Origin of the sequence: Nitrospira sp. CR1.1 (assembly GCA_014055465.1) — a bacterium.
Taxonomy (GTDB): domain Bacteria; phylum Nitrospirota; class Nitrospiria; order Nitrospirales; family Nitrospiraceae; genus Nitrospira_A.
The window spans coordinates 212,914-226,857 of the sequence record WIAF01000004.1; the positions used below are offsets into that span (position 1 = coordinate 212,914).

Sequence of the window (13,944 nt, forward strand, 5' to 3'; positions counted from 1 at the left end):
AGAAGTTTCTTGCCGGCGGGAGAAGATTCAGGCTGACACGGCGGCTAGCGGGCGAGCTCTGCGACACGACGGTCATGATCTTTTACCGGTCTCGCCGTCGCTATCTCAGACCGATCTAACAGGTTGTGGAGCACCTCCTGCTTCAACTGAATCATGAGGGCTTTATTGTGGTTTGAAGACAGCGATGCATCCTGAAGCAGATTTAACCAGCCCATCGTCGCCACCTCATACCGGCTATTCGGCATAGCGGTGCGCAATTCCTGAAACACCGTGATGGCATCCGCTCGATTTTCAAACAACGCCACCAAAGCCCGCGTGTAGTACGCATCTTCGCAGGCTGGTCCTTTATGGCAATTCTTCATTCGCACATCCTGCACCTGGGCAATCGCCTGAAGCGGCTTTAGTTCCAAGGCATCGACCGGGAAAAATGCGCTGCTCGGCAGGGTCGTGGAAGAGCCGGATTGCATCGTTGTGCACCCCTCGATTCCGCCGGCCATCAACATGAAAAAGGTGAAGCAGAGAACCGTGCGTTGCGACATCGTAAGCCTCCTAAACTCGCGCTCATCGGTTGGGGGCGATGACAATGCTCTGTATGTGGCCTGCATCGATGCTCTGAATGTACCATCGAACCCCGGTTCGGCCATTACGCGGAGGCGGTACCTCTTCGGTACGGGGCAGCTGCACCACGCCACGCATCACCGATGGCTGCCTAGTTATTCGCAAGGAGTCACAAAATGGGCTATGGATTGATGGCCCTCAGGGAAGGGAGAACGTGAGGTGGGAAACACGCGTTCGCCCCGGCCTGATTTGCGGGACGAACGCTCGGTTTTAGTGCCAGTTTGCGGCAAGGATCTGCTGCACGTCTTGTGGGCGCTGGGCTATAGCCTGATCCCAGCTTAGCCCGGTCTGCTGCGTAAATCCGGCCATGGCCTGGATAAGTTGATTCACCTGAGTGCTCATCAATTGTTGACCGTTGCCCGCCAGGACCGTTTCAACTTGGTTGGCTGCCCCAGCATACCAATTGGCAATCGTCACCTGATCCGTCGAGCCATACACTGCAATCCGTAAGTCGTTGGCACTCTGACTCAACATGAGATCCAGAGGATCGATACCCGACGCAAAACTCAATTGATCACTGGTCCCACTGGCATCTGTAATCGTGTCCTGGCCATCCCCGCGAGCAAGTTGAAACACGTCATTGCCCGCCCCACCATTGAGCACATCATTCTCTTTTCCACCCAACAACGTATCGTTGCCGTCCCCACCCGTCAGGACGTTGCTGCCGGCGTTGCCAATCAAAACATTGGCCAGGGCATTGCCCGTTCCGTTGATGGCGGTCATTCCAGTGAGAGTAAGATTTTCGACATTCGCTCCCAACGTCCAGGTTACCGAGCTTTGCACCGTATCGATGCCGGCGTTCACTGCCTCGACAACCGTGTCGCCGGCTCCGACCACATAGGTGTCATCTCCGGCACCGCCGGTCAACGTATTGGCGGCATTATTACCAACCAGAACATTGTTGAGCGCATTACCTGTCCCGTTGATCGCGCCTGTGCCCATGAGGGTAAGGTTTTCGACATTGGCAGCAAGCGTATGGGTCACGGAACTCTGAACAGTATCAACACCGGCATTCACACTTTCGACGACGGTATCACCGGCGCCAACAACGTACGTGTCGTTTCCCGCGCCTCCGGTCAATCGATTGCCGGCACTATTCCCGATCATTACGTTGTCCAGTCCATTTCCAGCCCCGTTGATCGCGGAAGTGCCGCTCAGCGTAAGATTTTCTACATTGGCACCCAACGTATAGGTCACAGAGCTCTGAATCGTATCCAGGCCTTCACCCGGTAGCTCCGTGACCTTGTCGCCGACGTTGTCCACAATGTACAGGTCATCCCCCTGCGCTCCAATGAGTGTGTCTGCCCCAGCCGCTCCATTGAGAACATTGGCCGCGCTGTTACCAGTCAGAGTGTTAGCAAGCGTATTACCGGCTCCGTTGATCGCAGCCATGCCCGTCAAGACGAGATTTTCGAGATTCGTGCCCAGCGTCCAACTCATATCAGACTTGACGGTGTCGGTCCCGGCACTCGCCGCCTCTACAACCGTGTCGCCAACGCCCACCACGTATGTGTCGTTCCCGGCCCCACCACTCAGAACATTTGCCGCACTATTCCCAATCAAAACATTGCTCAAGGCATTGCCGGTACCATTGATGGCGGCGCTGCCGGTGAGGGTCAGATTTTCCAAATTCGCGCCCAGCGCGTAGGTCAGGCTGCTCTGCACCGTATCCGCACCTTGTCCGGCTTGCTCGGTTACCACGTCGCTGACATTGTCGACAACAAACAGATCATTTCCGGCTCCACCGGTCATGCTATCTGCGCCCGTACCTCCGTCCAGCGTGTCATTCCCTGCGCCACCCGAGAGAATGTCGTCTCCACTTAACCCCAACAGTGTATCGTTCATCACACTTCCGTAGAAATAGTCCGTATCTTCGGTGCCTACCAGATTGATGCCTTCCGTGTGGGTCAGCATGGCGCTGTAGTCCCACATCGTCCCATCGCTAAATTGAATTCGATCCACGCGCATCCCATCGGACAAGAAAAATCCTCCGAGGGTCACTTGATCTGCAGTATTCTTGATGGTCAGAAGGGCATCAGTTCCAAAATCAGGCGTGGCCTGCAAGGTGAGATCGCCAGGCGTAATCCCATCGATAAGTTGAAGCGTATCGATATCCGCGCTCGCACCTTGCTCATCAATCGTATCCTGCCCATAGCCGCGACCGAACACATAGATGTCGTTTCCACTGTATCCTTCAAGAAAATCGTTTCCGACGCCGCCGTCAAGAACATCATTCCCGGCGTCAGCTCGGATCTGATCATTCCCTCCCATACCTCGAATAGTATCGTCACCAGTAGAACCATAGAATGATTCGTCAGCCCCGACGCCGGTAAAGGTTCGCACGCGGGCGTCAATCTCTCCGGAGGTCCAGATGGTCCCATCTGAAAAAACGAATTGATCCACCATGTTCACGGGAGACTCGTAGTAGGATTGCACACGTAACTCGTCGGCCGTTCCGTTCACCTGCACGACCAGATCATTCCCCTGCCTCTCGAGACTGAGAGTGGACGGTGCCACGCCTTCGAGAAATTGCACTTGGTCGAGTCCGGAATGGGCATACATCTGCATTCCCATCCGTACCACATCCTTCCCATACCCAGGGCCGAACACAAACGTATTGTCGCCAGTGCCGATTAGCGTATCGTTGCCCGCCTGTCCATCGAGCCGGTGGGAGCCAGACAGTTCATTATCCAACGCATTTCCGACCACATTCACCTGAATCGTTGGACTCAGGTACACATCGTCCTCAATACTCACGTTCTCCACGTTATCCGGCGCCTGAAATGTAAGCGACTCGGCCGGAGTGAGGTACACCGTGTCGCGGCCTGCATTCACATCCTCGGTGATGACTTGGCTCATAGACCGAAGGTGGTACGCATCGTCCCCCGCACCACCGAAGAGCTGGTCTCCGGAACCCGCCGAGTCTAAAATGTCATTGCCCTCACCACCACGCAACACGTTGTATCCCTCGTTTCCATACAGTCGGTCATTCCCAGCGCCACCGTCTAACTCATCATCACCATCCTCCCCCTCTAACACATCATCGCCTAACCCACCGAGCAACACATCGTTCCCCCCACGCCCATACAGCCAATCCGCGACTTGACTGCCTTGTATACGATCGGCAAAGCTCGTGCCTTGCAGCGACCCGCCAGTGGCTGGGGAGGATAACTGAAAACCTCGGGCAAGCAACTCGCCATCCGACAACGCCGTCCCGTCGGCAAACTCAAATTGACGAATGGTATGAAACTCAGCGGGAGCGTTCAATCCAAACCCGGTGATCTGAATTGAGTCTCCGCCATTTCCCACGCGCAAAACTAGAGTGTCTGCCGATGCTACATCCAAACTCAGTGATTCTGCAGTGATACCCGCCCCAAAGATGAGTCGATTGCTTTGCACCCCATCATCCTGGATCGTATCGGTACCGTCACCCAGGTTAAATCGATACGTATCGAGTCCGCTTCCCCCAACCAGCTGATCGTCGCCACCACCGCCCTGGAGATCATCATCGCCACCTCCGCCGTAGAGCGCATCGTCGCCCTCGCCACCGTCAAGAACATCTGCGCCTGCCTGGCTGGGAAAGAATGGAGAATCTCCGTAGAGAATGTCATTGCCAGATTCGCCAACTAGGTGATCGTCCCCAGCATCCCCGACGAGCTGGTCCGCCCCCTCCCCGCCAAACAATTGGTCCTGCCCCGCACCAGCCCACAGCTGGTCGTCACCGTCTTCGCCATCCAACGTATCGTTTCCACCTGCGAGACTCAGAACGGTAGGATTGTTACCATCGCCGTACAGGAAATCGTTCCCGGCGCCACCGACCAGAAAATCATCTCCCTCCCGCCCCTGCACATCGTCGATCCCATCGCCACCATCGAGTTGATCATTTCCCACCCCTCCGTTCAGCAAATCGTCCCCAGCATCACCGGACAGCAAGTCATCCCCATCTTGGCCAAACAGCGCATCATACCCATCCCCGCCGAACAGCACATCACTGCCAACCTCTCCCTCTAGTTCATCATCCCCTACGTCACCAAAGAGCGTATCGTCGCCCTCCTGCCCAATCATACGATCATTGCCAACACCGCCCCAGAGCGTGTCGTCGCCAAGGCCACCTTGCAACTCATCGTCATCCGCGCCGCCATCGAGAAAATCATTTCCCGCAAATCCAGCCAGCCGATCCATTCCAATTCCACCATACAGAATGTCGTCCCCTCCGCCGCCTTGCAGCTCATCTGCTCCGGCGCCGCCATCAAGAATATCGGCGGCCCCTGGATCGCCGGAAAAATCGCCGACCAAGAGGTCATCCCCATCACCTCCGGAAAGCATGTCCGCCCCGGCGCCTCCGAACAGCGAGTCGTTTCCCTCGCCCCCATCAAGCCAATCATCGCCGGCGATCGTTGGAGTGAAATCCGATTCGCCATATAAACGATCATCACCCGCTCCGCCAAGAAGAAGGTCATCCCCGCCATCGCCAACAAGCAAGTCATTGCCCCCGCCGCCGTCCAGATAATCATCTGCACCGACCGTCGAGGCGAAACCCTGCATGGGGAAACTTTTCAGGACGAGGTCGGTGTCATATACCTTTGCAATCCAACCGGTTGGACGGTTTTCTCCTCTCAGAACGTCATCGCCTTCCCCACCGAACAAGACATCAACACCAAGAGCCCCCAATAGCACATCATTTCCCGCGCCCCCGTCCACGTAATGCGTGCCACCGCCGATGTAGCTCCATGAGTAATTGTCTATACGCGTATCCGTCACGGCAATGTCGTTGCCGTCCCCTCCGAGAAAGATATCTCCGTCCGACACATCGGCATAATCGTCGCCACTGCCGCCGACAAGATAATCATTCCCCCCAGCACCGACTAATATGTCATCCCCCGGTCCGCCATCACGAAGATCATCAAATGCATCGACCGCAAGCGGCACCTGTGAAGTAAGCACATCGCTTCCTTCGTTGCCATACATGGCATACGAATACGGACTGGTCGCGACAAGCGTCTCATTCGAAGCATCTCCCACCAACACGTTCCCGAAAGGGCCTGATGGCATGCCTGTATTGATCGGAAGCTGGGATACGTCGCGTAGCTCAACACCCATCTGACCACTTTGGAAGTTCTCGTTGACGATCAGCACTCCGTTGACGATCAAATCGGTTCCTGACATCACATAGGTGGTTCGGCCGTCGAGACTTATATACGTATTCGTGGCATCTCCTGCACGACGAATACCGCCTTGCAGCACACGGCCGTCAAAAATAATCTGCCCCTGCGCATCGCTATCTTCAATCCGATCCAATCCATCGCCGGAATGATAAACATACGTGTCAAAGCCGATGCCGCCTTCGAGGAGGTCATTGCCGCCCATGCCACTCAGCCGATTGTTGCCGCTATTGCCTATGATTCTGTTGTCCAGATTGTTGCCTGTTCCTGAAGTATTTCCGGTTCCAGTGAGGGTCAGATCCTCTACCTGTGCGCCAAGGGAAAAATTGGCCGAAGCGAGAATCTGATCACGTCCGCCATTTTCAAACTCCACGACTTTGTCGCCTGAATTATCGACAATGTAGATGTCGTCGCCGACGCCACCACTCATGCGATCAGCGCCAGTGCCGCCATCCAATTTGTCGTCGCCTTGTTGTCCAAGCAAAATGTCGTTTTCACCTTCGCCATACAGTTCATCATTACCGTCATTGCCTTCGAGATAGTCCTGCCCCGCTGCGCCATGGACAAAATCGTTTCCTGCCCCGCCATAGATGTGGTCACTCCCTCTACGCCCCAGATACTCTCGGCCTTCGGCATCTCCGAATATGACTGCTTCGGCCGCCGTGGCCCCGCGTTGATTGTTAAAATTGGATGTCTCATCGACAAAGAGAGTTGGGCTACTGGGGGTCCCATCGGTCTGATTGAAACGCAACTTTTCCACCAAAAGCTCCGCTCGGTCACTCAGGGCCATTTGAGTCCAAGCACCAGCGCCGGTATTGGCGTCGTACATGTCCAGTGACTGGTCCTGATTATGAAGGGCCTCGTAATCTATGCCGATCATCACAAATGGATTTAATTCACGCAGCGCATACCGGTAGGCCATTGCTTCAGGGCTCGCGCTATTTGCTTTTGCAAGGACTTCACTCGAACTAAGATCAACAAGACTGATCAGCTGAGCGTTCTTACCTCGCAACTCGTCCAGATTTTCATAGAAGGGATTACGAAATGTAAGCTGACCGAAATCATTGGTCAGGCGACCAAAAGGAGTGGGCACGGCATTTGGGTCAAACGCTCTGCGCAAACTGTCCAATATATTCTCTAATGAGTTACCTTCCGCAAGTCCGGATACCCCGACGAAGCCCGAACCTGTGAAGCTGGACGATGCGGCAAATAAACGCTCAATGGCTTCTCGACCGAGAGTGGGTGCAAACTCCTGGATTCTTTCCGCGACTGCCAGCGAGTCGATGATGAGCGTAATGCTATGAGTCGTGCCGAAACTGCCGTCCTGCCCAAACAACCCTCCAAGTCCATCGACATTCGGCTGATCCTCAATAAAGATGGTGGTCGGTTTACCGTGAATGCCTGAATTGGCCACATAGGGTTGATCGTTGTGGATCGCTAACCCCACCAACTGAGTGATCTTGTCAAAACCCGGTCCAGCCCCAATCTCACCCGGCGGCAGAAACGAATTGGTAGTGCCGAAATTGAGGATGGTGGCTTGTCGAACGTCTCGATAGCGCTCATCTGTGTATACATTTCCTGTGTTTCCACTGACAAACCAAGTGGGATCGATAGCATCAAGTTGCGTCTCGGCCAACTGCAACATCTCTCGGATACGTTCACCTTCGGAAAGCCCGACCGTGCCGCCATTGATCCGACCACGCCCGGCCCCATTAAAGGTATAAGTAGCCTGGATCTCGTTGGCATGGAGTTCAGTAAACACGGTCGCCAGATGGCCACCCAAAGAATAGCCAGTGACATTCAACACGGCCCCCGGCGGCAACTTCGTAGGATCGGCTTTGAGGGCTTGGTAATATTTCTCCATGCTCACTAATTGAGCCAGTGCAAATCCGGTCCCTGCAATTTCACCATCAGCTCCAGGCAAGCCGTCCCGCTCCCAATCACCGCCGGCAGCTTGATGTTTAGCCTCCGTACTCCGGAAAGAGAGCGTGTACTCGCCGGTGAGCGTATCGCGGGTTAATGTCGCGGAGAACCCTGTGGCGTCGTTGGCGTGGTGGTCAATGATCTGAAACCGCTGGACAAAATCGTGAGCTTGCCCCTGGGCAAGCGTTCCAGTAAAGCGGGTAAAGCCTATTTCAGGAAAGCCTTCTGTATTATTGCCAAGCAGCAAACGTCGAGTCACTTGTTCCGGGCTGTTTAAATCCACATTATTCAAATAGCTCTCTGCTGCTATTTGTTGCAACGCGAATCTGAGCCAATTTGAAATGTCATTTTGCGGCATTCTGACGTCCCTTCATCTTCACATTTAAACTAGGCGGTGGTAATACTTCTCCGAGAAAATCATAAGTATAGAAATCAGTTCTTCCAAGCCTCCCACTCGGACAAGTGTGTCCCCCTAGCCACCAGACTCCCGTTAGGCGGTTGCGCACGTCTCCGCTGCGGATGAACCCACGACGAACCGCCACTACTTCATGGCTTTGGGTATCGAAAACGATTAACTCTCCACCTGCAATACCCAGTTCGCGGGCATGTGGTCGTGTAATCCCCCTCCAAACGTAACCATATCGACTCCCAAGGACTGCAACGTCTTCTCGAACTAGCGTCTTCTTGTCGCTGCTATACTCCGCTGTGTATCGTCGGTAAGCTGCTTTCTTTGTCAGATCTGGAGACCGTTCTTCAAGAAATACATAGGCCCCAAGCCTCACGAGCAATTCTCGTCCAGTTTCGGCGCTTCCTTCTGTGACATAACCGTACGGATCCTCCAGCGCATACAGATGCTCTAGCTCCCAATCTGTGGCCTCCCTCCTCGGCCGCATCATGAAGATGCCCTCTACATTCTCCACCGTCTTGTAGATGAATTCCCCAGCTTCGGTTTTACAGAGATGGTCAAAATACTCCTGGCTCGTCATCCCTGGTCTATAACCACTGTCCTCTGGCACAGGATTCGGAATCCTGATCGAATGAGCAAATCTACCTTCTTCCGTCGCTAACGGATCTGCTGGTTTGAGCTTGGCCACCTCCCCGCACACTTCTCCTGGCGCCAGCTTTCGACTCTCACAACTCTGCCTGATCTTCTCAACAGCTTTCCGAAAGCGCTCACCAACTGTCTCATCTTTTTCAAATAATCCCGCACTACTGGCACTCGTCATTGCCAGCAATAGCAGGCCGGTAAGCGCCAACATGCCCAATATTCTTCTATTCTGTTTCATACATAACCCTCTTCCTGAAGGTTCATTCCATCCCATCGCACATCCCTCTTCATTGTGACTCCTACCGCTCCCGCAAACTCTCTTTCATCGATTTCAATAATGGACTTAGCAGAAATTCGATCACTCGTCGCTGTCCAGTCTTGATCTCCACCGTGACGGCCATGCCGGGGGTGAGATGAATGTGCTTCCCTTCCACCTGCATGGTGGCTCGATCCATACTCACCCGGCTCGCATAGACCAGACCGCCCCTCTCTTTATCCAACGGTACCGCATCGTCCGAGACGGTCAACACCTTTCCTGGAATCGTCCCATACAGAGTAAACGGAAACGTCTCGATCTTAAGTTCAACCGGCTGCCCTTCCTTCACAAACCCAATGTCTTTATTTTCGAGCTGCGCCTCAACCTCAACTGGGTGGTCCTGAGGGACAATCGTCAACAGCGCCTGGGCAGGCGTGACCACTCCGCCCACTGTGTGCACCGCTAATTGCTGAACGACGCCGTCGATCGGAGAGACCAGTTTCTGAAGCTCCGTTTTTTGTCCGGCTTTTCGCACCTCTTGGATGAGCGATGCGGCTTTCACCTCCATGGCCGCAAGCTCCGCTTGCTTACTCTGTTGAAACTCGGAGATGAGCGCGTGATAGTTCTGTTCTGCTTCCGCCAAGGCCGCTTGATCCTGACGCAACTTGCTCTTCTGCCCCGCCCATTCCTGCGCCTTATCGATACGTTGTTGTTCAAATTGGAGATAGTCCATCTTCGACACATACTGTTGTGCCAGTAATGCCCGGTAGGCCGCGGCCCGCTCATTTTCAATCGGAACCGTGGCTTCAAGGCGTCGGAGATTGTCTTTCGTCGCATCCACAGCCGCTTGACGCTGATCGATGAGATGGCGTGCGGCATCAACCCGGGCTGCATATTCCGCCATCTGGTCTCGTAAGAGCTGCTGTTGTAACAACACGAATTCTGGATCAGCGTCACCAGGCGCGGTGAACGTACCCTGCCCAGCGATCAGCGCATGCAAACGAGCCGCCTCAACCAGAGCGGCTCGATATTCGCTCGAAGACCGATCACGGTCGGCACGATTTTGTGTGGCGTCGAGTTCGATCAGAACGTCTCCCTGCTTGACCGCTTGGCCGTCCTGCACATGAATGGCAGCAATCACGCCGGTCTCGAACGGTTGAATGATTTTGGAATAGCCACTGGGAATGATTTTCCCCGGCGCCACCGCCACGATATCGACCTGACTCAACGAAGACCATGCCACGGCTGACGCAAATACCAGCATGATAGTCCAGAGAATGGCGCGGCCGATCGGCGAGGGTGGGACATCCTGAATCTCAAGAACCGCTGGAAGGAATTCGAGCGCCTGGCCGTTGGCTTCGGGCCCAGATGATTGGCCCGACCGTAAGCGCCAAGCGGCTCGCCCCCCTGGAAGATTTCGTCGCAGGGCACTCATCATTACGCCGCCCGTCCTTCCTGATGCTGGTGGAGTCGCGTATACATTCCATTGCGCGTGAGCAATTCATCATGCGTGCCCTGTTCAACTAATTGTCCCCGATCAATGACGTAAATCTTGTGGGCAGGACGAACCGTGCTGAGCCGATGGGCAATGATGATCACCGTACGCCCTTTGCAAATCTGGGCCATGTTGCGCTGGATGATCGCTTCGGACTCGTAGTCCAAGGCGCTCGTCGCTTCATCGAAGATGAGAACACGAGGGTTGGCCACTAGGGCGCGGGCGATGGCAATGCGTTGCCGTTGGCCGCCTGAGAGCGCGCAGCCATGCTCTCCGACATTCGTATCGTATCCATCCGGAAGTTCAAGAATGAACTCATGGGCGCCGGCAAGTTTGGCCGCGTGCATGACACGATCCATGGAGAGCCCGGGATCGGTCAGTGCGATATTGTCCCGCACCGAGCGGTTGAAGAGAAAGTTCTCCTGCAGCACCACTCCGACTTGGCGCCGCAGCCAGGCAGGATCAACCTGCGCGAGATCCACGCCGTCCACAAGCACGCGGCCGCGCTCCGGCACATAAAGCCGTTGCACCAATTTGGCAATGGTACTTTTCCCCGACCCTGAACGCCCCACCACGCCGACGATCTGTCCCGGTTGCAGCGTGAGAGAGACTTGCTGAAGCACGGGCGGCCCATCGACACGATACCGGAAAACCACGTCGTCAAATGTAATCTGTCCGGCAATCTGCGGAAGAGTTGTGCGGTTGGGATTGTAGGACGGTTCCGGCTTGGCATTCAGGACATCTCCCAGCCGTTGAATCGAGATGCCGACTTGTTGAAACTCCTGCCAGAGATTCACCATACGCAACAGTGGACCAGTCACCTGACCAGACAGCATGTTGAAGGCGATCAACTCCCCGATGCTTAACGCGCCGTCGATCACCTGGTAGGCGCCCACCCACATGATGGCAATGGTCGTCGATTTCTGAATACCCGTCGCCACCTGCCCAGCTACCGTCATGAGACTGGTGGCACGGAAACTTGCCCGGACGTACCCGGCCAATTGTTCATCCCATCGGCGTTGGAGAGGAGGTTCGACGGCGAGCGCTTTCACGGTTTGAATACCGCTCACCGCCTCGACCAGAAACGACTGATTCTCGGCACCACGGTTAAATTTTTCATGGAGCCGCGCGCGAGTGGCCGGCGTAATCAGCATCGACAGCAGGGCATACAGCGGCAGCGAGGCCATCACCACCAATGTGAGTGTGGGGCTATAGATCCACATCGCAACCACAAACACGACGATAAACACCAGGTCTAATACTACGGTGACAGCATTGCTGGTGAGAAACTGGCGAATGTGTTCGAGTTCTCGTACCCGCGCCACCGTTTCGCCGACCCGTCGAGCTTCAAAGTAGGCCAGCGGCAGCGCTAACAGATGACGGAACAGTTGCGCTCCCAGCCCCACATCAATCCGATTCGTGGTGTGGGCAAACAGGTAGGTGCGCAGCCCGCCAAGCAGCGCATCGAACAGGGTGAGAGCCAGCATGCCGACAGCCATCACGTGCAGTGTCGTGAATCCTTTGTGCACAAGGACCTTGTCGATGACCACTTGGGTAAAGAGCGGGGTGAGCAACGCAAACAGCTGGAGAAAGAACGACGCCAGTACCACTTCACCCAGCAGTCTCCAGTACTTAAGCACGGCAGGGATAAACCAGGTGATGTCGAAGGTCAGATCTTCTATTCGCAGGCGTGCACGTTTCGTAACAAGCAGTAGCCTGCCGCTCCAGATCGCGAGGAATTCCTCTTTCGAGAGAATATGCGGCCGCTCCTCCAACGGATCCTGCAGGAGCACCTTTTCTCCCTGCACTTTCGCCAGAACCACATGCCGCCCGTCAGTCCGTTGAGCGATCGCCGGAAGCGGTGTCGCCGCCAGTTCGTCCCATGAGGACGTCGCAAGACCGGCTTTGAGGCCGACGTGTTTCGCTGCGCGCAACAATGCGTTCGACGTCAACGTCCGCCCGGACTGGCCGAATTGATGCTGAATCTGGCCACCATCCATCGGCACGTCATAAAACCGCGCAATCAGAAGCAGAGACAGTAAACCCGTATCGGGCAGACGTGCCGCCGTTGAGCAAGAATCGAGATCGGGAGTTGAGACATCCATGACGAAATGGCGAGAAATGATTTAGGACAGTTTCTGTTGGGCAGGCTGGAGACTGGCGACCATCTGCTGAAGTTGTTGATGCAAGCGAATCACCGCATCAACAGGCAAGGCCAATCGAACGGCTCTGGTTCCCACAAGCTGCTTCGGAAGTGCTTCGCCTTTTTGTGCACACTGAGCGACCGCACCGATCAGGCCCGGCTCGAGAAATCCAAAATCAATGTAGGCCAACCCTTGTGCGAGACTCGCTTGCGAATAGTTCGCCAGAATGGGCTGGTCGGCATCCTCGATCGATTTCAGACGGACGTTCACCGCCACCGACTTGTTACCATTCTGCTTGGGACTGCTTACAACGGCCATGCGCTCCCTCCTCTAAGAACATGAACGATACACCGAGATAGATACCCTCTGCCCAAACACGGGCGATATTATTCGACGGTCGTTGAGTGGAATATTCCCCGGAGGATGGGCGCTGACGAAAACTTTGGTAGGCCAAGAATATACTTATATTCCTGAGGCCTCATTCCTGCGCGACAGGCAGAGTGGCAGTTCACAGGCCTACATCAGTGCGGCAGCTTGATTTTCGCCGATAACTTTCTTGCATGAAAATACAGGGTTATGTGATCCTCTGGAAGTTCATGGTCAACCAGGCCGACGCGCCACTCATCCTTCCCCTGCCATGCGTTGCCAATGTAAACTAAAGCCTGCCTTGGTATTACAGATGAGACGATGCGGCAAATCCTCACCCGTCAGGCCAGAATACGCACCCTGTTTGCCGCCACGGCACTATGCTTGGTCTTATCCGCCTGTGCCGGAATGGGCCCAGGGACCACGTTGCTGACAGTGGCCTCTGTCGATCTCGCACGATACGCCGGAACCTGGCACGAGATCGCGCGCCTGCCGATGTGGTTTCAGCGGCATTGCGTAGACTCGAAAGCCACTTACACGGTGCGTGCCGATGGCGCCATCGGAGTGCGCAATGAGTGCATCACCGATACGGGAGGGCATGACCGAATCGAGGGCGTGGCGACAGTGGTGGATACGAGCACGAATGCCCGGCTGAGAGTGGTGTTTGACAATTTCTTTGCGCGGCTGTTCGGCTCGTTGCGCGAAGGCAACTATTGGATTCTTGCGCTTGATCCTGAGTACCAGACCGCGATGGTGGGCACACCGGATCGCCGGTTTCTCTGGATCCTCTCACGCTCACGCCAACTCGATGAGCCTACGTACCAACGCCTGGTCGAACAGGCCAAGCGATTTGGCTTTCCCATTTCGGACCTTATTCGTACCCGCCGACCAGCGGGATCATAGAGCGGTAGGCCCAGTCTGCCAGCAGACTG

General features: G+C 55.2%; 7 protein-coding genes. 1 reads left to right on the forward strand and 6 read right to left on the reverse strand.

The features are described 5' to 3' along the window. Positions 1–44: 44 nt before the first annotated feature. The 6 genes from GDA65_09965 to GDA65_09990 all read right to left on the reverse strand — a co-directional run bounded on the left by GDA65_09965 (position 45) and on the right by GDA65_09990 (position 12,964). Positions 45–539, reverse strand: a complete 495-nt coding sequence (locus GDA65_09965; GenBank protein ID MBA5863019.1) for a hypothetical protein — start codon at positions 537–539, stop codon at positions 45–47. A gap of 289 nt (positions 540–828) precedes the next feature. Next, complete coding sequence (locus tag GDA65_09970; protein MBA5863020.1) at positions 829–8,061, reverse strand: hypothetical protein; 7,233 nt, start codon at positions 8,059–8,061, stop codon at positions 829–831. Next, entirely contained in the window at positions 8,048–8,989 is a 942-nt protein-coding gene (locus tag GDA65_09975) for a hypothetical protein (protein ID MBA5863021.1), read from the reverse strand. Before GDA65_09975 ends, GDA65_09970 begins: the two co-directional genes overlap by 14 nt. 61 nt (positions 8,990–9,050) lie before the next feature. Beyond that, positions 9,051–10,445, reverse strand: coding sequence for an HlyD family type I secretion periplasmic adaptor subunit (locus GDA65_09980; GenBank protein ID MBA5863022.1), 1,395 nt, complete (start codon positions 10,443–10,445; stop codon positions 9,051–9,053). Next, on the reverse strand, positions 10,445–12,607 hold the full coding sequence (locus GDA65_09985; GenBank protein ID MBA5863023.1) for a type I secretion system permease/ATPase: 2,163 nt from the start codon (positions 12,605–12,607) through the stop codon (positions 10,445–10,447). The genes GDA65_09980 and GDA65_09985 overlap by 1 nt, the downstream gene beginning before the upstream one ends. A gap of 21 nt (positions 12,608–12,628) precedes the next feature. Next, positions 12,629–12,964: a hypothetical protein gene (locus GDA65_09990; GenBank protein MBA5863024.1), complete on the reverse strand. Its 336-nt coding sequence runs from the start codon at positions 12,962–12,964 to the stop codon at positions 12,629–12,631. A gap of 369 nt (positions 12,965–13,333) precedes the next feature. On the opposite strand from GDA65_09990, the gene GDA65_09995 reads away from it, so the two are divergent. Then, positions 13,334–13,915, forward strand: coding sequence for a hypothetical protein (locus GDA65_09995; GenBank protein MBA5863025.1), 582 nt, complete (start codon positions 13,334–13,336; stop codon positions 13,913–13,915). Positions 13,916–13,944: the final 29 nt, after the last annotated feature.